19 protein-coding genes and 1 pseudogene are annotated in these 24,017 nt (G+C 38.0%); 18 read left to right on the forward strand and 2 right to left on the reverse strand.

The genetic code is table 11. The features are described from left to right. Nucleotides 1-42: 42 nt before the first annotated feature. A complete protein-coding gene (locus ACHHV8_RS02525) occupies nt 43-1,359 on the forward strand; it encodes a hypothetical protein (RefSeq protein WP_395156463.1) in 1,317 nt (438 codons plus the stop codon). A gap of 352 nt (nt 1,360-1,711) precedes the next feature. On the opposite strand, the pseudogene ACHHV8_RS02530 reads toward ACHHV8_RS02525, so the two are convergent. Continuing rightward, nucleotides 1,712-2,146: pseudogene (locus tag ACHHV8_RS02530) on the reverse strand (transposase); the annotation flags it as partial. Nucleotides 2,147-2,453: 307 nt separating this feature from the next. Here ACHHV8_RS02530 and ACHHV8_RS02535 point away from each other — a divergent pair. Continuing rightward, nucleotides 2,454-2,822, forward strand: a complete 369-nt coding sequence (locus tag ACHHV8_RS02535) for a Mu transposase C-terminal domain-containing protein (RefSeq protein WP_395156465.1) — start codon at nt 2,454-2,456, stop codon at nt 2,820-2,822. After that, nucleotides 2,810-3,049: a hypothetical protein gene (locus tag ACHHV8_RS02540; RefSeq protein WP_395156467.1), complete on the forward strand. Its 240-nt coding sequence runs from the start codon at nt 2,810-2,812 to the stop codon at nt 3,047-3,049. Before ACHHV8_RS02535 ends, ACHHV8_RS02540 begins: the two co-directional genes overlap by 13 nt. Before the next feature lie 143 nt (nt 3,050-3,192). Here ACHHV8_RS02540 and ACHHV8_RS02545 read toward each other — a convergent pair whose 3' ends face one another. After that, nucleotides 3,193-3,711: a helix-turn-helix domain-containing protein gene (locus ACHHV8_RS02545; RefSeq protein WP_395156469.1), complete on the reverse strand. Its 519-nt coding sequence runs from the start codon at nt 3,709-3,711 to the stop codon at nt 3,193-3,195. Nucleotides 3,712-4,034: 323 nt separating this feature from the next. Here ACHHV8_RS02545 and ACHHV8_RS02550 point away from each other — a divergent pair, with 323 nt between their 5' ends. The 15 genes from ACHHV8_RS02550 (at nt 4,035) to ACHHV8_RS02620 (ending at nt 23,947) form a co-directional block, all read left to right on the forward strand. Then, complete coding sequence (locus ACHHV8_RS02550; RefSeq protein ID WP_395156471.1) at nt 4,035-4,307, forward strand: hypothetical protein; 273 nt, start codon at nt 4,035-4,037, stop codon at nt 4,305-4,307. A gap of 37 nt (nt 4,308-4,344) precedes the next feature. Continuing rightward, nucleotides 4,345-5,139, forward strand: a complete 795-nt coding sequence (locus ACHHV8_RS02555) for a hypothetical protein (protein WP_395156473.1) — start codon at nt 4,345-4,347, stop codon at nt 5,137-5,139. After that, nucleotides 5,111-7,192 carry a hypothetical protein gene (locus ACHHV8_RS02560; protein WP_395156475.1) on the forward strand — a complete coding sequence of 694 codons (2,082 nt, stop codon included), beginning with the start codon at nt 5,111-5,113 and terminating at the stop codon, nt 7,190-7,192. Before ACHHV8_RS02555 ends, ACHHV8_RS02560 begins: the two co-directional genes overlap by 29 nt. A gap of 4 nt (nt 7,193-7,196) precedes the next feature. Then, complete coding sequence (locus ACHHV8_RS02565) at nt 7,197-8,132, forward strand: TniB family NTP-binding protein (RefSeq protein ID WP_395156477.1); 936 nt, start codon at nt 7,197-7,199, stop codon at nt 8,130-8,132. Nucleotides 8,133-8,209: 77 nt separating this feature from the next. Further along, nucleotides 8,210-9,985, forward strand: coding sequence for a TniQ family protein (locus ACHHV8_RS02570; protein WP_395156479.1), 1,776 nt, complete (start codon nt 8,210-8,212; stop codon nt 9,983-9,985). A gap of 14 nt (nt 9,986-9,999) precedes the next feature. Beyond that, nucleotides 10,000-12,045: a TniQ family protein gene (locus ACHHV8_RS02575; RefSeq protein WP_395156481.1), complete on the forward strand. Its 2,046-nt coding sequence runs from the start codon at nt 10,000-10,002 to the stop codon at nt 12,043-12,045. Further along, entirely contained in the window at nt 12,032-12,241 is a 210-nt protein-coding gene (locus ACHHV8_RS02580) for a hypothetical protein (protein WP_395156483.1), read from the forward strand. The genes ACHHV8_RS02575 and ACHHV8_RS02580 overlap by 14 nt, the downstream gene beginning before the upstream one ends. A gap of 83 nt (nt 12,242-12,324) precedes the next feature. Next, the gene (locus ACHHV8_RS02585; RefSeq protein ID WP_395156485.1) at nt 12,325-12,774 is read left to right on the forward strand and encodes a hypothetical protein; all 450 of its coding nucleotides are present in this window, start codon (nt 12,325-12,327) and stop codon (nt 12,772-12,774) included. Between the two features lie 22 nt (nt 12,775-12,796). After that, entirely contained in the window at nt 12,797-13,123 is a 327-nt protein-coding gene (locus tag ACHHV8_RS02590; RefSeq protein WP_395156487.1) for a hypothetical protein, read from the forward strand. 301 nt (nt 13,124-13,424) lie between these two features. Beyond that, nucleotides 13,425-14,873: a Wadjet anti-phage system protein JetA family protein gene (locus tag ACHHV8_RS02595; RefSeq protein WP_395156489.1), complete on the forward strand. Its 1,449-nt coding sequence runs from the start codon at nt 13,425-13,427 to the stop codon at nt 14,871-14,873. Then, a complete protein-coding gene (locus ACHHV8_RS02600) occupies nt 14,851-15,459 on the forward strand; it encodes a DUF4194 domain-containing protein (RefSeq protein ID WP_395156491.1) in 609 nt (202 codons plus the stop codon). Before ACHHV8_RS02595 ends, ACHHV8_RS02600 begins: the two co-directional genes overlap by 23 nt. Further along, entirely contained in the window at nt 15,428-18,826 is a 3,399-nt protein-coding gene (locus ACHHV8_RS02605) for an ATP-binding protein (protein ID WP_395156493.1), read from the forward strand. The genes ACHHV8_RS02600 and ACHHV8_RS02605 overlap by 32 nt, the downstream gene beginning before the upstream one ends. A 38-nt stretch (nt 18,827-18,864) precedes the next feature. Next, entirely contained in the window at nt 18,865-20,175 is a 1,311-nt protein-coding gene (locus tag ACHHV8_RS02610; protein ID WP_395156495.1) for a Wadjet anti-phage system protein JetD domain-containing protein, read from the forward strand. Between the two features lie 179 nt (nt 20,176-20,354). Further along, complete coding sequence (locus ACHHV8_RS02615) at nt 20,355-22,184, forward strand: ATP-dependent nuclease (protein WP_395156497.1); 1,830 nt, start codon at nt 20,355-20,357, stop codon at nt 22,182-22,184. Beyond that, nucleotides 22,184-23,947, forward strand: coding sequence for a UvrD-helicase domain-containing protein (locus ACHHV8_RS02620; RefSeq protein ID WP_395156499.1), 1,764 nt, complete (start codon nt 22,184-22,186; stop codon nt 23,945-23,947). The genes ACHHV8_RS02615 and ACHHV8_RS02620 overlap by 1 nt, the downstream gene beginning before the upstream one ends. The last annotated feature ends 70 nt before the right edge of the window (nt 23,948-24,017 follow it).

Consider the following 24,017-nt stretch of genomic DNA (forward strand, 5'->3'; position numbering starts at 1 on the left):
ACTGGGAGAGTAGACTTGTAGACTGGGAAAATATAGAATTAGATGAGAAGACCATTAAACAAAAAAAAGTTAGAATTTAGAAACTCTAATATTGAGGTGCTTTATGTGAGTGAATTAATCAAGTATAGACATACACTTTATGAAAAATTTGAAAACATTAATAGTAAATATGATTTTTGGGAGTTACAAAAAGAACTGGTAAATGCAATTATTAAGACGGAAGAGGAACTCAACAAAGGTGGAGATGAGAAAGATGAATGGATCTATCATCTAGATAGACTTTATTCCATAGGTGACGCAATAGTTTGGTCAGTGCTAGAATCATTTACTATAAGACAACTTGGCAAGTTCGAATCTGGAAAAACTAGCCTCTTAGCTCAAAAAGAAGTTATTTTTGAAATTATAAATAAATTTGATCGTGAGGCTAAAGAAAAGGCATTTATCTTAGCTGATATCACTCGATGTATAACCACAGGTGATGTAATTGAGGTGCAGTCGAGTGATAAGATTCACATAATCGAATGCAAGACATCGACTCCAGACAAGATTGATGATATTTTGAGAGGAAGAATAGGGCGGCAATTTTCAAAAAATTTCTGGCTACAGGACTATTTGGAACGAGGGTTTGGGAAGTTTTTTAAAGCAGACCTGATAACAAGAACTCATGAAGTGGATGTATCAGGATATCAGGATCACTTTCATCTACTACCTGAAATTATTGAAAAGTGCACGGCGAATGATCCTGGAAGTAGTGCCGTACTAGCTGAACCAGGGTTAGTTTATATTGCATCTAGGTATGATTGTGAAGATGGTATAGACCCTGAATATATCAAAAATAAATTGTGGGATTTTAAAAAGCCGTATATCAAAGGAATTTCTAGTTTAATCGAGGAGCCAAGAGATACCATTTTCCATAAGCCACCACTTGCGTTTCCTATTCCATTAAAATATAAAAAATTGCTAAATGAACTTGACGTAATTATTCTTTGCATCCTTGATGAGGCTTTACTTAAGGACAAGTTCCTTAGTAGAGGTTATGAATATACTAGTACGGATGAAGGCCTTCCCCGATTGGGTAAAAATGGTGTTGTATTTGAGTTCCATGTGAGATTTATTAATGAGATTATGCAAAGTTTTGAATCGATAGATAAAATAATTACTCAAATGATAAGTCTCTATGATTCAACGAGCGAAGGATTATCTGATTCCGAGCAAAAATATATCCAAGAACGGCCAAAATCATTAAAGGACTTTGTTGAATATTTGGACGAATATTATGAATTAACTCTAGAAACCAATGAAAGTCCAGGAGTTATATCTATAGGGGATAAAAAATTAATAAGAAAACGTGGAAAATAAATATTCGTTTCACATAATAAGCGGCATGCATCAAATATCCGACTATGGGTACTATGTGGATCCAGAAAATAAAGTAGACCGGGGAGCTAGGCTAACAAGAAACGTAGTTCTATGACAACAGCGACAGTCCAATATTTTATCTTTCAAGTCTTAGTCTCCCGCAGTTTAAATTATTAATCCAGTCTATCCTGAAATAACTTTACTTCATCATCGGATGATGCCGAGTTAGAGGCAGGGGCGTCTATCCTGAGAATATCACTCTGTAGAACACCTATAAAAGGCAACAAGAAAGTGACCCTCCGGCAAACAAAAAATGGCCAGGGGTTTTAGCAACGAATTGTCCGAATAACGATCAGGAAACCGCCGTATTCACAGTAATAGATACACCTAATGACTCCAGTTTCTTAATGGAATGCTTGATGATCACGTCCCGTTTTCGTTCCTCGTAGTAGGTTGGACCGAGCTCGATGAAGGGTTGTCTTCGTTTAAGGATATAGTAAAGCATAGACAATATACTGTGTGCTACTGCGACCGTCGCTCGATTTGCTTCCCGGCGTGCGGCAATTCGGTGATACTGGCTGGATAAATACGTCTCTTTCGTTCTAGCGGCGGCCTTCGCAGCTTCAACAAGCGTACTTCGGAGCTTCTTGTTTCCTTTTCTCGTCTTGCCGGACAATCGTTTTCGGGCGCTTTCGTTCTGACCCGGACACTGCCCTGCCCAAGAACATAAATGGGCGGCGGAAGGATACTGATCCTTATTGGAGCCAATTTCAGCTAGCACGACCTGTCCATAGCCGGTAGCATTTATCGTTAGAATGAGTTATCAACGAAGAGTTTAACTCAGGTGGCAGGTCACTTAAGTAGATATACAATCCATATTTTTGAATGAAAAAAAAGTTAAAGAGCAAACTATACTAATTTTGTCGATCAAAGATTACCGAGGAAATTATTTATCTGCTCAATCATATATCTTGCTGTACTCTGTGAGATCTTGCCGCTCACAGAGCTTTTTTTATTTATATTTAGATTTATTTGTTTATTAATATCTAAAAAGGGATATAACTAATGATAGATTCTTAGAAGGGAGTTAAAAAATGATTAAAGAACGATTATTGATAGCTAGCCAAGCAAGAGTTACAGCTAAGGGGATTTATTTTAGAGGGCTTTATTATTCCTGCACGCGAGCATTACGCGAACAATGGTTCGAGAAGGCAACGCATAAAAAGAGTTGGAAAATAACGATATATTATGAACCCGGACAATCAGAGGGCATATACATTTGGGATAGTGAGAGAGGATTTGAATTTTGTAACCCGGTCATGCCTCAAAACACTTGGTCACATTATCAACTGCAACGTTATTATGAGTCACTTCAAAAGCTAAAATTGTTAAAGAAACAGAAGTTTGTTAACAAGAAAAGACGAAATGTTTATAAAAAGAAGGACATTTTATGGAAGAGTTAATCGAGGAAATTGAGCAAATCATTACAATGTATAAACTGAATCTGGAGAGACAAAAGAAGTATTACGATTACCCGTTTACCAATAACACGGCACATTACTACCAATTGATGATGATTCAAAAATCATTAGAGGCTTGGACATCCTGTTTAGAAAAACTCAAGAAATACAAAAAAGACCGGTGGGGCCGATCGAGCCGCGGAAAAGCAAGGAATTCGAAAAAAGAATAAAACTCGAAAAGGAAGGTGTCCCCGGATTTATTACCCCGAGAACAATTGAAGAGATGTTAGTCTATATGAAGCAACTTGAAAGTAGAATTGAACAAGTTGAAGGGGAACTCTTAAGTTGCCAGAGAGTACAGCTTCATTAATTCTCATCTAAAAATTTCTCCGTTATTAGCCATAAAAAATTTAACATCAAGTTCATCCTCTACCTTGTGTAAAACTTTTTGATTAATCTCTCTAATTTTTGCGATTGTACTTGTTATTAGCATCACGAGGAGCTCTCTCTCGTCGCGGGTTAATTCGTTATTTTGTAATGTGATCCCATATGCTGAATTTAATAATTTAACTATGTCAAAAGAGACATACTCATCAGGAACTTGTGAAAAGAATTTGTTTGTTTGATCTTTATTATCTTCCCCGAGGACATTCAGCCTTGTAGCCATGTCTAGTTGATCGCTGAAAATATCATCCACTCTTCCATGGAGGTAATCGGTTGAGGTATTAAAAACTTTTGCCAACTTTGCAACATGTTCATTGTCAGGAGAACTATAACCACGTTCCCAATTTGAAATAACTTGGGATGATACACCAATGAAATTGGCCAACTCCATTTGTTTCCACTTTTTGTTTGTACGTAAGATACGAATACGTTCACCCATTGTAGACATGCTTAAAGCCCCCATAAAGAAAACTTGGATCGTATTAAGAAGTATTCATAGAACTGAATATAAAACTGAACACTTTTGTATTGCAAAATAAGTATAGCATAAAGTAACGAATTTGTAGAGTTTCTTGTTGACAAACAATGATATGGTTAATAATATAATAAAAAGATGCGTTAATTAAATTAATTAATAACGACTTAATTTATTTTATGATGAAGTTTTATTATTGACCGCGAGCGTCGTACTCGATGTACTCGTAGTTTCAAGTATGACCAACCATGACTTTCAACATCAAAATATTTATTTTAATAAGAGGGAAATCAAAAATGGGAAATCGGAATGAAAAAAACAAAATTATTGGTAGTTTTATTCTTAAGGAGAATATTTGTCCCATTTGCGGCGGTCCAGTTTACATAGATGATGGTCACGGTGCAATGGAAATGCAAGAATATTGTGAAGTAGATCGTAATCATTATCGCTTTTTCATGAATCTGTTTGTTACTTCGATAGTTGTTAATGGAGAGAAATTCGAAGATTCACAAGAAGGATATAATGCAGCATGCAAGTACATAGAAAACATAATTACGAAAAGAAATTGATCGGCTATATCAATTTGTGCTAAGGGGGGTTAGGAAAATGGAACAGTCTCATTGGTCAGATAAAACCTGGATTGAGGAGGACAAGCTATTCCAGCCTAAGCGCAGAGTAGACAATAAAATCAGTTGGCAAAGGCCTCACCTTATAGGTGGCTTTCGTAGTCGTAAAATGAAGAGAAGAGTTGAATATCACTCATTAAACGAATGCTTTTTTTATTATTACTTAGAACTGGATAAATCGACTATCCGATATTACGTTCAGCCGATTGAAGTTTCCATACCTGTAATATCAGCAGTTGAAAGCAACAAATCATGGAAACACGTTCCGGATGTATTAGTCTTCCGAAATGGTAGTAAACCTTTACTGTATCAGATCAAAGAATCCCCAGAAGATGTAGGAGGCAGTTTTAATCAGTGCAACAAGCGGTGCGAACTATTAGCTTCGAATCTGGGGTGGAATTATGATGTGATTTATCCAAAAAACTTGCCTGATATAGTATTGAGAAATATTAATTATCTTCATGGAAATTTGCGTGAACGCAGACATTATACAGAAGATCTAATTAATGATGTTTTATTTAAACTTCGTTTTGATCAACCAATCACTGTAGGTGAACTAGCAAGAAGCTTTTATCCTAAACACCATCCTAACGATGTCAAACCACTCATTTATCATCTTATAGCTGTAGGTAAAATTGAAGTGAATGTTTTTGAAGAAGTCGGAAGCCACAGTCTAATTCGAATTTCTTCTGATACAAACGGTCACCCAATTGGTCGACTATTGTTTGGCGAAGGGAAGACAAAGTATGAAAATGAATCTGCGCTTAAACAGTGAAATTCAGTATTTAGGGCGAAATCATAAGATCGTCGCGTTAAAAGGTAGTACTGTCGTTTTGCAAAGGTCGGAAGGTGACCTTGAGACTTACGAATTTAAGTTGGAACAGATAATTTCGGATTCAAGCTTTTGCGGAGGGCATAAGGTAGGAAGGAAAGAGAAAAAAGGAAATTTTGAAATCCACCTTGATAAGCTCGATAAGGAAAAGCGGGATGAAGTTTCTTGGAAATATAATCTTATACTTCCTGTATTGCTTCTAGAAAAAATAAAAAATGGAGATGTAAAAGCATTAATTCAATTTAACGAGAGGTTCAATAAAGAATATATAAACAAAAATGAAAAAATAAAAACCTTATCCCAGGAAGAACTGATAAAGAGAATTCTTAAGAAATTGAAGAAGAGTAATAAATCGGTTAGCCGTTCAACATTTATGCGTTATCTAAACAAATATAGAAATTATCAAAAAACGGGGGTAACTGGGACAGCAAGCGGTAGTGAATGTTTTATAAGGGCAAACGATAAAGAGTACATACAAAGAGCAGATACATACGCAATTGAAATATGCAGTCCTAGGAATCCAGATGAAGTTGTTGACATTATATATACGAAATATCCTGTGGAATATCATTCAATAATAAAAAGTGCTATCGAGAACAAATACTTATCCACTCGCAAGTTAAAGGTCAGTAAAATAGAAGAAATTTTAGAAACCGAGTGCAGTAAAGCTGGACTTAAAAAGATACCGTATATAACTGTTCGATCGCTGATCAAGCAGCTAAGTGAAAGAACGGTTTCCATTTTTAGACACGGCAGAAAAGGTATGGAGGCGTATATGCCAACTGAACGGGGATATTCAGAAAAAGCTGCTTTATACCCACTCCATATTGTTCAAATTGATCATACTAAACTAGATATAATCGCTGCATCTGAGGTAACAGGTCAGCCGATAGATAGGCCTTTTATAACATTGGGAATTGATGTTTTTAGCCGGTCAATATGGTGTATGCATCTCTCATTTGATGACCCCTCCTCAGCAAAGGTAAGAAAGGCTATTATACAGGGACTATTTTGTAAAAGATCAAAAGAACGTTACAAAACAACTAATGAGTGGCCAATTTTTGGAGTTCCATCAGTTATATATCTAGATAATGGATCTGATTTTACTAGTGAGCATGTCAAGAAGATGATTGACGAGACTTTGGAATCCGAAGTCAGATATCGTCCTAGAAAAACCCCTCATTATGGTGGGGTTATCGAGAGGCTTATGGGTTCTATAAATAATGTGCTAAGCGAATTACCGGGTTACACAGGATCAAATATTATGGATAAGGGTGATAGGGATCCCTCGAGCGAAGCATGCTTAACGTTAAAACAAATCGAACAATTTATTATCAAATGGATAGTCGATGTTTATCATTTTAAGGAACATAAGGGTTTACCACTTGAATGTAACGTTCCTGTCTTACGTTATCAAACAGGATGCGAGGAACATGGCAATCCGGATTTCTTCCCTCCAGAGGATGAGGAGATTATATCTCTTTCTTTGCTTCCTACTTCAAGGCATCCTTACACTAGATTTGGAATTACAAAGGATCATATACAATATAAGGCCGATATTCTTTCCCACCTAATAGGTAAACGAGAGACTCAATACAATATTAAGTATGACGACGATGATCTTACCTATATTTACTTTCAGTTACCTGGTACAGGGGAATATGTGACCGTTCCGGCAGTGTACCCATCTGCAGGTGTGCTTGAAGGTCTAAATCGGTACGAATGGAACAAGGTTAAGAATGATTTAAGAGCAAAAGGTTTATTATCCAGAAAAAATAAAATGACGGATGCATTGGTGGAGCAGGGACGTAAAGAATTGCGTGAAATGGTTGAAAAAACATATACCCAGAAGAAAACATCTAGAAAAATGAGTGAAAAGATAGGCTTTGATTTTTCTACAGTTGCTGGCAGTTCGCAGTCTCAACAGAGCACATCGGAAAAATCAATTAAAAGCTTATTGCAAGTTGCGAAACAAAAATATTCACAAAGGAGATAATTAAATGACAATCCAGCTGGAGATCGCGAACCGGGTAGCAAATTTAAACATAACGCATCCGAAAATAACAAAAATATGGTCATTTCTTGACTCAATTCGAACGCAAAATAAATACAAGTTGGGATCCTCTAAGTCAGGGAAAAGGCATATTTCAGTAATCGGTCCATCAGGTGTGGGAAAAAGCCAGATGGGATTGCGATACGCAGAGAATAATCCGGGACACACTGAATTAAGTGAAGATGGTTTAGAGGAGGTGGACATTAGGCCTGTGGTTTATTTAGAATTGCCTGACCCATTCACAATAAAAGAATTATATCAGAACATATCTATTGCTCTTGGATTCCCTGAGATACCGAAGCGAATTACAATAGGAGAAGCTCAGCGACAGACATTTACCTTATTAAAAAAGCAAAAAGTTGAGGTACTTATATTAGACGAGCTTGATTATATATTAACGTCAAATGTACCCTATAAAGCCGCAATGAATGCCATTAAAAAAATAGCCAACAAGGCAAATATAACATTGGTATTAATGGGGACACCAGAAGTAGAATCTACTCTTATAAAAATTAATTTTCAAAACTTTCGAAGATACCCCAAATATTATATGCGTCGATTCGATAAATGTGATGAAGAGTGGTGCAACCTATTGAAGGCTATAGATGAACAAATTGCTCTCCCTGAAAAACTAGGATTAGGGGAGGTTGAAACCGGCCTCCCAGAATTGTTGTTTGGTATGAGTAAGGGGTTGCTCGGAATTTTGATACCTGTAATACAAGAATTCTTTTCTTTGTTGGGACTGTTCGAAAAGGATTTCAGAGATGTTTCAAAATTGCAGTTTAATGAAGAGAGCATTGATAAATTACTCGAAGCCTATGAAAATATTAATGGTGATCTAACCGAGGAGGAAATGGAAACAATGCTCCAAAAAGGGTATTGATAGATATTCTTTTAGTTTAATAGGCTGTCTTTCAGTGAATAATGAATAATAAAATTCACTGGAAGGCGGTTCATTTTATGAAAAGACGACTTGGCCATAATGAATCATTATTCAGTTATTTTATTAATTTATCACACTCTTTTGGAACGGATGTTCTCGTTTTATTAGAAACAATGAAACTGAATGAAAAGTTTCGGTTGCATTCTGGTGATTTAAAAAGAATAGATTTTTATCCAATGAGCTTGTTAAATGCATCGAAAATTACTGCAATTACCGGATTAAGTTATGAAGAAGTGCATAGAAGTAGTTTTGCAAATGTTATAAGAACATTTAACGAATCAGCAAAAGGTGAGAGCAGCCGAATACTAAATAAAATAATCAGAGACAAATTATCTTATTGTCCGGAATGTCTGAGGTCTTCGAAAACCTATCCTTTGTTATGGAAGATTGACACAATAGATACCTGTATCATACACAAGAATAAGTTAAACAACTGCTGTGGGCATTGCAAAGAAACAATTGCTTATCAAAGCATTCGTGAAGTAAACCGCTGTCCTCATTGTAGTAATAGACTATCGGAGGTTATCGGGAGCAAAGAAGAGATCTCGGAAGTAGAAATGGAACAACAGGTATGGTTTACAGAAAACTGGGAGTATCTACTTAACTATACTGGAGAGAGCCTCACAAATTCAGAAACAGCCTTAAGACTACTTTACATCTTGAATGAGTGCCAAAGTTACTTTAATAGAAAGATTATCGTGGCAAAGCGCTCTCAAGGCTGCGTGGAGCATCTGCTCCAATGTGCACGAGGAACATTGCAAAAAAGAAGATCTGTGCATCTCTCAAATTTATTATTTACACTATATAAAATGAAGACGCATGTTAAAGATTTTCTGGTACTTTCTGTTCCACAGGAGTTTGTAGATTCACTTCACGAGAAGAGCATTGGACATTTAGCGAAAATGACAGCTTGTGAAGCGCCGTGGTGTGAAAAGTATGGAGAAGTTGGTGAATTAGTACCTACGGGCGTTCTAAATACAACGAAAAGCGGAGAGCATCTATCGTATTATATGGTTTGTAAGTCATGCGGATGTGAATATGCCTTTAATGAGGGAAAGAAACTTGTTGAGAGAGGTTATTTTATCAATGCCTATAAAATACTGAAAACCAGAGACATTACAAGACTTACATGGCCGGAGAAGGAAAAAATATTTGGACTTAAACGAGACCGTATCCGTCGTGTAATGGCATATTTTCATAACCAAAATGTGATAGTAAATGATATTCATAAGGGGAAAATTGATGCGGTGTTACTGGAACGATTTATACGAGCCTTCTCTGAAGGAGTGAGCTTAGAAGAGGTACGATACTGGAGAGAATGGCAAAATTACGAACAGTTTTTGTTGCATCGATATCATTCTTCGGTCATTAAAGCCTCAGTTGAGTCCTCAGGAAGGCAAAAAATTAATGCTACTGATTCCTTCTACAAGAAACGGATTGAAAGCACTTGTAAGAAGTTAATAAAGGAAAACATTACTATTAACCTTCCAAATGTTGCATTAGCCGCGGGCACCTCTGCTACAACAATCAGGAACAAGCAATGCTCTGAATTGGTGGGGATTTATAGAAAAAGGCAAGTTAAAGCAATGCGTCAAAATAGGATTAGATTAATGGAAGAGGAAATAGATGCTTACTTTGCCGCTCATTCTGACGAAAGAATATATACACAGAAACTTTATGCAGCTACTAGTGTTGATTATCTATATCTTAAACGTTACGCGCCCTGGTTACTTGAAAAAATCGAACAAATGAAATTAGAACATAATAAAGAAATATTTGCAGTAGCATCATAATTGGGGGAAGGCATATGCAAGATGAAAAAAGATATGCTGTTAGGCCAAAGATTGAGGAGGGAGAGGCGCTAACCAGTTATTTATTTCGGTTAGCCGAGGCGAATGGAACGTCTTTTTTACGAATCATACATACAATAAATACACAAGATTATCTCAAAATATACTCTAAAAGATATTATCACGTGGATTTAATACCGTACAGACAAGTTGATGTTTCTTTATTAGAAAGCCTGTTGGGTATGAGTCATGATGAACTTCTCTCTCACACCTACTATCCTGCAGTTGTAAAGATTTACGATAACCCTTTGAATGAAATAGACGACATATCCTTCCGGCTAAGTTTGCTAATAGAAACTAAAAAAAGAAAATTTTGCAGAAAATGTTTGTTGGAAAATAGAGGATATAAGTTGATTTGGCAGATTAAAGACATCGAAATATGCAAAATACATAACATTCCCATTGAATCTGTATGCAATAATTGCGGTAAAATCCAACCTTTTACAAGGGAACAAATGATGATACCTTCTTGTGTTTCCTGTGCATATCCGCTTAGTTTCGGTTATGAAGATTGCGTAGTAAAAGAGGTTCAGCAACAATTTTCCATGCAGTTAAAAATATATGAGGTGTGGGAGCGACTATTGCGACGCAAGGGGGCAATATCGTCCCGAATTGACGATTTTAACTTGCAACAAACGCTAGCTTTGAAGATGTTGTATCTTTCACAATCACAAGAGAATAAATATAAAATGAGCAGGATTAAATATATAACTAAGGGTGAGATTAAGTTCCTTAGGCGTCTAATTAGGGGAGAGGATTCTAAATATCATTCAATAATTGGCATTTTGATTCGCTTTTTACTAAAAAGTAATTATTCCATTGACGAATTTCAAACAGTTGATGTAAGTCAAGAGTTTATTCAGTCCTTGTTTGAAGATCAACGAAAAACTGAACTTGGACCTTGTTCTACGCCATGGTGCCAATTTAAGGGTATGACTACCACCATGTTCGAGTATAGTCAGTACAGTAAGGCAAGTGTAACACACCATACATCATCAATCTGTACTTCATGTTTTATTTCATATGGGTATGATAAAAAAACTGGAGAGTGGAGTGAGATAGGAAATACTATTAATTTAGTTTCAAATATTATTTTTCCATTATTGGAAGTTGGAGTATCAAAAAACAAGATGGGTCAAATGTTAGCTGGGATTTCGATACATAAGATTAATATTATTATCGGTTATATGTATAATCAAAAATTAATTCCAAAAGATTATAAGTTTTTATCGAACTTGAATTTACAAACCGAAGAAGGACTTGTAAATAAATTTAAAATATTAAGAAAGCATGTTGGCGGATTTAGATATAGAATGGTCGCCATTGCGAATAAACTATTTGGCTGGAGCGCACTAGAATTTTACATATACTATTATACATCGGAAGTACAAATGTATTTAATTCATAATGAAAGAAAGGAAGAGAAGGAGCCACGAGTCCATAAAGACTTAGATCAAAAACTTGTCGAGTACCAAGAAATATGCAAGTTAGAAAAGAAGACATTCTCGTCAAAAGATTTTTATGAGAGCTATGGAGTATCACATGGTGTCTTAGGCTACTATAATTTATTTGATGAGGTTGCCGCGGCACGCGAAAAACAGAATGAGCAGCTTAAGTCAGATGAGATTCAATTTTATTGGTCTACAGCTAGAGAATATACTGAGAAAAAGTTGAACGAAGAACAGCCTTTCAATTGTGAAAGCGTATATGCAGCTATTGGAAAGCGAAGAAAGTGGCTTAAAGAGAATTGTCCAGATTTCGCAGAGTGGATTCATCAACAGGTGGGTGTTTCAAAGCGACAACAAGCTGAAATACGATTGCACGAAGCAAAGAGAAAAATAAAGGAAACTATAAAACAGTTGATTGAAAATGATATCAATGTGTCAAAGACCAACATTACTAAATATTCTGGAATAAACATGTGGGGTAAAATAGAACTTGGAATGTACTATCATAGTCTTATCGAAAATTTAGGCGAGGCCGAGTATAGTGATGCAGGATGATGATTTTTCAGTTTCAAACGATTATATTTTGCAGCTAGAAAGAGAAATATCTCAGCTTGAGAAAGAACTTAATGATGATACTGACAATGCATCATTGAACGGGAGAATTAGTGGATTAAAGAGGGCGCTTCTTATTTATAGAATGCTGCTTAAATCCAAAAATGTAGTCCATCAAATAAACATTGAGATTGACTAGCTCTAGATTTAAACAATCGAGCTAAATGATTCATGTTGACGTCGTATTCCAGCTTTAGTAAAAGAATTCGAGGTAAATTTATTATGAAGATATATGGATTATACGGTAAAAGTGGGACGGGCAAGAGTCACAAAGTGCAAGTACTGGCAAACAATTTAGGAGTTAAAGCAATAATTGATGATGGAATATTAATTGTCGAGCAATCTCATGTCGATGGGGTCTCTGCAAAATGTGAAAGGTATCTCATCCATGCCGCGATGAAGAGAGCTATATTCCACTGGGATGACCACAAAAATGAAGTCAAGAACTATATCCATAAAGCTAACATATCTAAGCTGGTAATATTAGGTACATCTCAAAAAATGATTAGGCGAATTATCGATCGATTGGAACTACACGCAAATGTTGAATGGATATCTGTTGATTCCTTACAAACAGAGTTTGAGATAAGCTTGGCAACAAAAAGACGGCAGGACGGATTTCATGTTATTCCAATTAAGCCGGTTAATGTTTCAAAAACATATAAAGGTTAGTATGCGGAAGAAAAGTTTCTGTATGAAACTAGAACATTGGAGATTATCGTTATCTGTCCTTTCAAGGGGGAGGATACTTCTGAAAGATGACATTGCATTATCCATAATAAAATCGATTTTGCTAGATATTCAGGGAAGGTATGGACTCGATAATTATGTATTTGGTTCAACTGAGAGATCAGAAATAAATGCCACTATCGCGATGTTTGAGACTTGGAGACAACTGATTGCACTGGAACTGCACAATCATGGAATGATAAGTGAGAAATATGAACCGCTTACTAAAGAGGAACTTAAGCACATGAGTTTCTACGATGTTTTGGAGCTTCGTGATTTTTATATGAGATAAAGCTCAATTGCTTTCCGCTTGAAGGTTAACCCCATCAGATTAATGATGGGGTTGTTTGCACTGAAAAACAGTAAGTTATAATCAATACTCCAATGTATAGTTCTGTAAAATGTAGGCACTATGGACTATAAACGAATTGAGGTAAGCAGGGAAATTGGGGAAAATGTAGAATTATAAGGATTAAGTAAGCACTAAGAATGAGACGCTGGCTTATAAGGGGGGGATTGAACAATGAACTCCCTAAAGATCCTGGCTAGCACATGGAAAACTTAACGTACCCTAAGGAAATGGGTTGAAAGTCATGAAATTATTTGATGTGATTCCCGAAGGACTGTTTCAACTATTGACGGGATCAAATAAACAGATTTATGCGGAAATATTATTGCTACTCTTTGAAAATACCCAGTCTGAGCGGTTTGGAGTCCGATATGAGGTGATGCGGGATTTGATTCAAGAACTGCTGGAAACTCGTTTGGAATTAGGGGAATCTATCAGCGATTTGGATGAAGAGGAAAAACCGCCGATTCAGCATGGGCTTGAGCAAATTTCTCTCGAAGAAGTAACAAGGGCAAAAGCAAACGCGATTCTTCGGCGCTTGGAAAGAATGCGGTGGGTGGATGTTGAAACACGCAGTCAATTTGATCGCTACCTGGTGCTACCTCATTATGCCAGTAAACTTATCGGACTATTTAAAGAGCTATGTGAGGCAAAAACGGTAGAATATCAGCGATTTGCCTTTCTCATTTACCAGTCTCTCACTGGTGAAGCAGCGAAGCAGCAGCCTTGTTCGGCAGTCCTCAGCGCGGCGGAAGTAAGCAGGCAGTTTCGGCAGGAACTCATAACTTTGTATAATAATATGAAATCCCATATGGAACAAGTGGTTCAGAAAACCACAATACAAGACGTGCTGGATCATCATTTTGAACAGTATAAGTCTCAAATTATCGATAAGAGTTATCATCGGCTTAAAACTTCCGATCACGTAGCAAAATATCGGATGCAAATACTGAATACTGTACAGCAATGGCTGTTGGATTCCACATTGTTAGAGGAAGCGGTTCTCGACGGCGTAAAAAGCGGCCTTTATGCCGTAATTGAGGAAGCTGAACGGGCGGTTAAGGAAGCCCTTTTTTTTATTGAGGATACATTTCTTGGTTTAGATGAATTGTTTTATCAAATTGATGTCCGTCACAATCAATATTTGCGATCTTCGTACGAGCGGGCACGCTATTTAAGCCAGCAGAATGAAGGAACAGAGCAACAGATTGCAAGGCTCCTTGAAATGCTTAACCGAAATTCACCGTTAGATGAGGAAGATCGGATTTTTTCCGTTCGTCAGACGAGAACTCTCACAGAGTACTCCCTCTTGCCTCCCCGGCGAAAAAGAGCGCCGCATCAACCTGAAGTCCATGTTGTTGTCGATATTCCAGACCATATACGAGAGGAACTGAAAGGAAAAAGCGTCGAAAAAATAAGAAAAGCCGTTACCCGTAAGAAGGTAGACGATTATGTATTGCAGAGATTAGAGGGTAGAACGGAGATGGAGCTGCTTGAATTGGCGCCAAAGACTGCTGAGGAATTTATTTTACTCGGATATGTATACTTGTATGGAAATGATGGAGGCTCCCGTTTTAATATTCGACGGAAAGCTGAGCGACAAGTGCTTTTGATTGGAGGATATCGGTTTGATAATCATACTATCGAGCAAAAGAGGGGGCCAAACAAAGATGATGTTTCAGGAATTGGCTGACTCGGAACGGGTGAGGTTAAGGGAAGCTATTAATCGGCTACTTGAGGTAAACTTGCTTGTCAAGGATAAAGAACGGGAGATGTACGCAGTCATCCGTAGAAACCGTGCAGAGCTATCTGCCTATTTTCAATTTTTGGGTTGGGAGTTGACAGTTGACGAACGTCATGAATGTGTCTACTTGCACATTCAAGATAGCCGTCTCAGGAGAAGGCTTGACCGGGATCACACCGTATGGTTGCTAGTACTCCGTCTTTTATATGAAGAGAAACGTCAAGGATTAACATTATCCGATTATCCGATGGTTACTTTGTATGATATTCGAAGTAAATATGAAACTTTCCGCTTAGAATGGATCAATCGCTCCGTACTGGATAAGCTGATCCGATTGTGTATTCAGTTTCAATTACTTGAAACGCTAGATAATGATAACCGAACCGACGATGCACGGTTTAAGCTGTTTCATACGTGGATGTATGTAATTCAGGTAGATGAAATAAAGCAACTCACTGAACGCCTTGAACGGTATGAAACCGGACAGGAAGGAGGCATTTTGGATGAAATGGATGACACGGTTGCGATTGATTAACTGGCATTATTTTAAAGATACGCCTATGGAATTTGGCAAGCAGACGCTTATCACCGGCCAAAACGGTGCAGGCAAATCTACGATTATCGACGCGCTCCAGGTTTTATTTGTGGCCGATCAACGTTTGATTCGCTTTAATGCCGCCACTGACGAGGCGAAGCGGAGTTATATCAATTATTTAAAAGGGAAAATTGGCAGTGACGACCGTTCTTTTCTGCGTGATGGGGATTTTACCACATATATAGTGTCCGAATTTTATGATGAGAACAAGCGGGAATCGTTTGTTATCGGGATTGCTGTAGATGTGTACCGAGATCGTTCTTATGAGGAAGAATATTTCATATTGGCCGAAACCAAACTGGAGAATCTGAGGTTCGTTAATGATCGCGGTGAACTGTTGAATCGAGAAGAGTTCCGCCGCCGATACGGACCAACTTCCGTGACAGCGAGCGGAAGAACTGGGCGGAACAAGTCGTTGTTTGAACGTAACAAGTCTAATTATTTGAAAGCACTTTTGGCAAGGATGGGCGGACTTCCTGATCGATTCTTTAAAGTTTTTACCAAGGCGTTATCGTTTAAGCCCATTCAAAACATCCGAGATTTCGTTTATGACTATATTCTTGACCGACGTGAGCTTCAGTTGGAATTGTTGAAACACAATTTTGAGCTTCACGAACGCTACAAACTTGAACTTGAACGTTTACAGGAACGTAAGGTACAGCTTGAGGGTATTCAGGAGAGCTATCGGTTATATGTACGGTACGGGGAGACGGTTAAGGAACAGGACTACGTGATTCGTCGTTTAAAAGTAGAGTACGAACGCGAAAACAAGGTTCAGATGGAACAGAACCTCCTCTACGCGCAGAATCAGTTGACGTTGACCTTGGAAAATATTGAGCTCGCTGATACAAAGCGCAAGGAAGCGAGCGAGGAAAGCCAAGTGGCTTACCAACGTTGGCAGAATAATGCGGCAGAAATACGGAAACGGGAGCTTGAATCGCGAGTTGAAGAAGAGGAAGAGCAACTGGAGGAGCTTATCCGCCTGCGGCAAACGTATGAACGACAGCTGGAACAGGAACTGGAGCTTATTGAACGGCTTGCGGCTTGGCCCAACAATGAATATTGGATTATAGAGCCTGGAGACAGGTTGGCTATGGCGAAGCATCAAGAGAATTTAACGCATTTATTGGAAATCGTCCGATTCGGGATTGTTGAAAGCCAGGAAGATGAGGAATGGCTCGTAAAATTTAGTGAGATGGGGGCTGCCCTATCGGGTTGGCATCACCGTCTTGTTATCGGCGAGTCCCGATTATCGGAGGCTCTCCAGGTTAATGAAGAACAGATTCACGAACTCGAACAGGTTATTAGGGAACTGGAACAAAAGCGGCGTAGCTATGCAGAACCCGTGCGTCAGTTAAAGGCTCTTCTTGAAGAAGGATTGAAGGGTAGATCATCTGTATGGATCTTTTGCGAAGAAGCTGAGCTTATCGACGAGAATTGGAGAAATGGTATTGAGGGGTACTTGAATACTCAACGATTTGATCTTCTTGTAGAACCAGAGTATGTTGCTGAAGCCTTTGGCATATACGAACGGGAAAAGTGGAAGTACAAGCTGGAAGGTGTCGGGCTGGTAGATACTGAAAAGGAAAAAAGATATCTCGGCTCAGCCGAACCGGGATCATTGGCTCGTGAAGTAGAGACTGTTCACCCTGTCATACAGGCTCACGTGGAGCATTTGCTTGGACGGGTAATAAAAGCTGCCAACGAACAGGAGCTTCGTCGTCATCGCACTGCAGTGACACAAAGTTGCATGGTATACAGCAATTTAATTGCTCGTCAGATGCCTAAGAAACAGTATGAGATTCCGTACATGGGAGCGAAAGCGATCATTCGTCAGTTGGAGATAAGGCGGACAGAACTTGAACAATTGAGGGAACTACATACCAGGAGACAGCTATTGCATGGAGAATTTCAAATATGGGTTCGTCTGTTAAAAGAAAAGGAATCGCAGTATACCCGTCTTGCGGGAAACATTGGCCTTATGAGACAGATCGCGGCGCTATCTCATCAACTAGAACAAGACCGTTCGAGCTTAAACACTTTGGATCTTACCGAATCCCTGTATCTAAAAGATGAATATGAGAAATGGCGACATTCGGAACAGGAATGGCTGGACAAACTTGGGCAAATTCGAGAGCAGAAAGGGAAGCTGGAGTCGGAATGCAAGCAAGCAGCCGCCAATGTTTTTATTCATGAAAATAAACTTCGAGAAGCAGAGGAAGGTTGCCATCAATGGATAGTCGAATGGGGATTAGAAGGCGAACAGCGTGCCTTGCAGCGTTACGAAGAAGCTGAGAAGCAAACGATACCCACTTGGCAGAAAATACAGAACTATAATACTAGTTGGAAGGGTCAACAGACGTTGCGAGATGAACAATTCAAAATAGTAGTTAAACTTCGTACTCGTTACAACGTGGACCATGCTAGTAATGCTGATGTTCAGGATCAGGAAAATACGGCATATGACCAGTTATATGAAAATATTGCGCACTTAAACATTCCGGAGTATCAGTTAAAAGTGGAAGCTGCCCGCACGGAATCAGAGGAAGAATTTAAATCTCACTTCATATTCAAGCTGCGGGAAGCAATTGGGATGGCCCGTCGAGAATTCGAACAGCTTAACTTTGCCTTGCGAAACTTCCCATTCTCAGATGACAGATATCACTTTGAGGTTACTGCGAGTGAGCGATACAAGAAATTTTACGATGCGATCATGGATCCATTGCTAATGGAAAAAGGTTCACTGTTCGATTTTCCTGATAACGATAGAACTACAATTCTTCATGAATTATTTGAAAAATTGGTTCGAGGAGAAGTCGGTGAACTGGACGAGTTTACTGACTACCGCCAGTATCTGGACTTCGATATTATAGTTACCTCTGGCAACGGATCAAAATCGAGGTTTTCACAGGTGCTGAAGGAGAAATCTGGGGGAGAGACACAGACTCCTTTTTATATTGCCATTCTGGCTTCTTTTCATCATATGTATTCTAACAATAAAACATCTCGTCTCGTTGTCTTTGATGAGGCCTTTAACAAGATGGATGAACAGCGAATCCAGTCGAGTCTTCGACTAATTAAACGATTGGGACTTCAGCTAATCGCTGCGGTACCCGATGAGAAAATGCAGCATATGGCACCTGAAGTTTCAACCACATTGTTTGTCACCAAATATAATTATCAGTGCTACGTGGACATGATTGATCGTTTGGAAGATGCGGAGGAACATAATGATACAGAGATTAATCCAACCGGAACATCTTTAGGGATTCCTGACGTTTCTAACGGACAAGAAACATTATTTTAGAAAATCGCTCCCATGTATGAAGATTGGAGAGATAATGTGTGGATCAGATTGGAATCGATAGACAAGAGGAGGAGTTCAAGCAATATTTTTCCCGAAAGCTTTTAAGCGTGCTTCTGGATAAATATGAACAGAGCCAATCCTTTCAAAGTGGAGAGCCAGGTAAACAAAGGCCGCAATTCGTCATGTCTAAAAGTCCGTTTAATTTGGATTATACCGATGAAATGGATTTTATGAAGCGTCAATGGATGAACGACGTCATGATAAGATTGGAATTGCAAGGAATCATAGCTTTGAAGTGGGTCAAGTTTCGCAGTTTTCAAGAAGTTGAACGGATTTATCTCAATTGGGATATGATTGCCAAAGCATATTCACTTTCAGAGAAGATGCCGCTCCGAGATAAGTTTAATCGCTTGAGAGATATATTAGAACCACTTTTACTGCATCCGTGGTCTTGGATTGCAGAATGGGCAGAAAAAGTTCGGATAGGTCTGCTTGAAGGAAAGGCGTCATATCTCGATCTAGACAGTCCTTCAGGTTATGCTGATCTAGTGCGGGCGCTGCTCCAACTTCCGAAGCTTGGCGAAAAAGTGATTTCTTTGAGATTGTTTAGTCAACAGGTTTTTCAAGATTCCAAACATTTGGAACGGGAAGTATTGAAACGGCTACTATCCGTGGTGAAGCAAGCTTCAGCGGAACAGAGGGAGACAGATGAAGAATGGCTTGATTTGATCGGACTGTCCCGAAATCCACAGTATGTTTATCTGTGTGGCCCTCTCCGCCTTCGGATAAAAGACGAGGGTTGGATATCGACAGAAAAATTGATGGGCGGCGTCGGATTATCTAGCCAGACAATTGAACTTGTAAAAGATATCTCTACCGAAGCAGGCCGAATTATTACGATTGAGAATTTGGCCAGCTACCATCAGTGGATTGAACAGCGAGAACATTATGCCTCCGAAGAGTTGGTCATCTATACGGGGGGATTTCCGCATCGTCTCTTGCAGTACTTTTTAAGTCTGCTGTCATTGGCAATTTATAAGTCTGATCGCCCTAAATTTATCATGCATTGGGGAGATATCGACTTAGGAGGTATCCGCATTTTTGAGTTTTTAAGAAACCAGCTGTTTCCCTCTTTAGAGCCATTATGGATGAATTCCGCCGTGCTACTAAAGTACGAGCAACAAGCTGCTCCAATATCTAATGAATATGCATCTCAAATTCAAGCCGCGCTGCACGATCCACGGTACTTGGGATGGACTCAAGTATTGCAGACCATGTTGGAGTGTAGAAAGCGTCTGGAGCAAGAAGGTATTTCTGAAATCGAGTTTAATCTAAACGAAAAGTTTTAATTCGAGATTATGACTAAGAGACTAGTTCTTACATGACTGGTCTCTTTTTTATGGCTGAGTACGACGAAAACCGAATATCTTCGTCAATTTACAAATATCGACAAAACAAAGCAGGATTTTCATATATAATTAAAGAAGAAGTCTTGTAAATAGTTGGAATTGGCTGGAGGGTATTACATATGTACATATCTAACTTGAGCATTAAGAACTATAAATCCTTTGTGGACTTTACAATAGAATTCAACCAGGGACTGTCAGTAATAATTGGCGAGAACAATATTGGTAAATCAAATATGCTAGATGCATTGTCCCTCATATTTATATCGAACAACGGTTGGAGACGCCGACAATTAACTCAAGATGATTTTAATAATGAATTAGTAGTTCATGGAGTATGGCCTTCGATTAAAGTTGAGGTTACATTATCTGAAATAACTACTGAAGATGAAATGGCACTTGCTTATAAGTGGCTAACTAAGGAACCAGGGCAAGCTAAATTAACATATATTTTTAGGCCAAAAGGTAACTGTAAAAAAACACCACCAGTCAATCCGACTTTAATTAAAGATTTAAAAATACCAATTGATCAATATGAATGGGTTATTTTTGGTGGTGAAAAGGAAACAAATGATATATTTGATCATCAGATGCTCCAACGATTCACTTTTGAAAGTGTGGATGCTTTAAGAGATGCTACATCTGATTTAAGTAGATCTTCTAGTAAGTTACATAAAATTATTAGCTCCTATGACCAAGACGAAATAAATAAAGATGAAGTGATCCTGAAAGCCCAAGATTTAAATAAACAGATTAAGTTATCCAGTGAAATAGATAAAGCTCAAGCAGCGATTAATGATTATCTACAACAAATAACAGGTCATCTATATCAACGTACTGAAATTCAAATGGCAGAAAGTAGTTATGAGCAATTACTTAAGAATTTAAAGGTCTTAATAGGTCCCAACAGTGGCAACGTACACTCAGTTGAGACTAACGGATTAGGATATAATAATTTGCTTTTTATTAGTCTTTTGTTGGCGCAATACTTTAATAAAAAGGATAAAAAGGGCGTTGATTACACGTTTCCAATTTTAACAGTTGAAGAACCCGAAGCGCATTTGCATACCCATTTACAAAGGTATTTAAGCAACTACTTCTTCAAGGAGTCTTTAGCTGGCCAAATTCTTGTAACTTCCCATTCGACCCACATCTCATCATCCGTTAATTTAAATTCATTAATTCTGATGTATAAAGAAGGCGGAAAAATACAGTCAAAACAAATAGGCAGTATCTTTGATAAAAAGACAGAACAATATAAACGCCACCTTGAAAGATGGCTTGATGCTACAAAATCCAATATATTTTTTGGGCGAAAAACCCTTTTGGTAGAGGGAGTTGCTGAAAGGTTGCTTATTCCCAAAATGGCAGAAATATATTGGAATAAGGGCCGCAAGAAAAACGAGCCGGTAAAAACTTTAGAAGGCTATGGGGCATCAATAATATCTGTCGATGGTGTCGCTTTCCGACCGTTCTTACATCTTTTTGGACAAACTGGTCTAAACCAAAAATGCGCAGTATTGACTGATAGTGACCCGGAAAAGCGGGAGATATTTGATCCAGTGTCTAACGAAACACTCAAGGTTGATGTGTTCCCAACTAAACAGACTCCTGCCAATCCTTGCCCTAGAACTGCTAACTTAATAAATGATTTTAAAGGACTACCTAATGTATTCATTCAAACAAACCTAAAAACATTTGAATATGATCTTATACTCGAGAATCATGACTTTTTTAAAAAATTAATTGCGAAGTACGAATTAGGTACAAAAGACGAAAGGGAAAAAATTGAAACATTAACTGGCCATGAATTTGAAAAGGAGGCTTTTCTAATTGTCGCCGAGACTAAGGGGAAAGCCGCTCAATATGTGCTAGATGAATTAGTATTAGGAGAAGAAATAAAAATTCCAAAATATATCACAAATATTTTGGATTTTCTTTCGGAGGATTAATGAAAGATTCCAAAGAACTAAGAAAAGAAATTGCTACTCTTCCTGTAACTGAGAGTATTATTGTCGCGGCTGGTCCCGGGAGTGGGAAAACGAAGCTACTAATAGATCGCCTCGTTTATTTGTGCAAGCACACAATCAGACCTAATTCAAATATTGCTTGTATTACGTATACAAATGCGGCTAAAGATGAAATACTTGAACGACTTCAAAAAGAAAATGAGTTCTCCTTGCCGCAGGGAACTTTCATTGGGACAATACATTCATTTTTAAATGAGTATTTGATAGCTCCCTATAGCTATTTACTTTCGCAGGTTGGACAAACCTATGAATTGTTACCTCGTGGTTTCTCTAAATATTATGTTAATAGTATCTCAGATTCAAGAAAATTTAAAATACCAGATAACGTTATTGCACTAGAATCAATCGGATATGATAAAACCGGTGATTTAATTTGTTTTAGGTCGAACAAAATTACAAAAGGTGAAATGTCAATATTAAAAAAAATGATACATGATGATCATAAGATTGACCAACAAGATACAATATATTTTGCGTTTCAACTTTTATCTAAGTTCCCGCATCTTAAAGCTGCACTAACTTCCCGCTTTTCAGCGATTTTAGTTGACGAATATCAGGACGTAACTTATTACCAGGATCAGATCTTTCAATTATTAAATGCTACTTCCTTCTTTTTCGTTGGGGATCCTAACCAATCGATATTTAGTTTTACGGGGGCTGAACCAACAATATTTGAAAGTAGGTTAAGTAATCCTGGTGCATTTAAGCAATATACTCTCACAAATAACTTCCGCAGTACAACGGCAATTGTTGATTTCAATAACAAGAAAGCTACTTTTAAACAATTGCCAAATGGAAGTAACGTGGGCATACAGCAAGACGTTATTCTTCTAATGGATAAAGCTGATATAAAACAAGCGGTTGAAGCTTTTCATGAGCTTAGGATAAAAGTTGGTTCGGAGCAGGAGCATATTCCATTTTTAATTCTGTCTAGGAAACATGAAAAGCTTACAGAAATTCAACATAAGATTAATGGACATGAGATTGAACAGGCTCCATTTCTCAATAAATTAAAAGAAATTGATTATAGACGATACGAAATCGTTAATCAATTACTGAGGGCAGTACTCTTGAACAAATCTCAGGAATATGGAAAAAGTATTGAAGCAATTGAATTGGCATTGGCCCGTATAATTTTCAACAAGAATCCCAATTTTATTAACCTTTCTGAAATAAAGTATGATCGCATGGTATGGAGGAAGTTACAGGTAGGAGTATTTGCTTGGATAAATGCTCAAGAATTCAATGTAATGACTATAGATAGCTTTTTTAAAGCATTAAAGGGGCATCTAAAGGATTTTTCTGAGAAGAGATTAGGGATTAAAATAGGTATTAAACTCAAAAGCCTTGATTATGATTGGCCAAGCCAAAAGAGGGACATCAAAAAGATAACAGTGCAACAAGTAATGAATCAAATCATCCTAGATCCGAACGAGGCAGAAAGAGCCTATTTAACAACAATTCACAGTGCCAAAGGAAGAGAGGCTACCTCCATCCTAGTTATTGCTGAAGATTTAAAGGAGCTTGAAAGATGGCTTAAAATAAATGATAAAGAAGAGGCCCGTGTAGGATTTGTAGCTTTTACCAGAGCAAGAAGGTTCCTTTGTGTTTGGTGTCCGGGTTTAACCGAGTTTGGAGAAGGCAGCTTGGGAGTTCCGGGATTTAAGTGGGCACATCTCGGATAGTGTGTCTGCAAGAAGATGCCGCGGCAGAGCGACAAGTTTCTAAAAAGTTATTCCAAATTATAAGTAGGAG

Origin of the sequence: Paenibacillus sp. TAB_01 (assembly GCF_043945595.1) — a bacterium.
GTDB lineage: Bacteria > Bacillota > Bacilli > Paenibacillales > NBRC-103111 > Paenibacillus_S.